Origin of the sequence: Geobacillus sp. DSP4a (assembly GCF_013096875.1) — a bacterium.
GTDB lineage: Bacteria > Bacillota > Bacilli > Bacillales > Anoxybacillaceae > Geobacillus > Geobacillus thermophilus.
The window spans coordinates 1-286 of sequence record NZ_SDLD01000266.1 but is presented as its reverse complement, the minus strand read 5'-3'; the positions used below and the strand labels follow the sequence as shown (position 1 = coordinate 286).

The window sequence follows — 286 nt, the reverse complement described above, 5'->3', positions numbered from 1 at the left end:
CGCCGCCGCTCGGGGTCAAATAACCTTCGCCTTCCGGGTGCAAGCACCCTTGCAGGCGAAGAACATTTGCCCATCGCGGCGACCCGCGAGCCTCCGCTTTTCCGGTTATCTAGTTTTCAAGGAACGATTTTTGTCATTGAGAGAACATGACTCGTTCCCTCAAAACTGAACGAAACGAAAGCGCTGTGTATCGACAGTTGGCCATTGCGGCCTCCGCTTTTCGTCCTTAGAAAGGAGGTGATCCAGCCGCACCTTCCGGTACGGCTACCTTGTTACGACTTCACCC

At 54.9% G+C, this 286-nt stretch carries 1 rRNA gene; it reads right to left on the bottom strand.

Annotated elements, in window-relative coordinates:
* Nucleotides 1–230 precede the first annotated feature (230 nt).
* A 16S ribosomal RNA gene (locus ETC02_RS17285) occupies nucleotides 231–286 on the bottom strand; the annotation flags it as partial.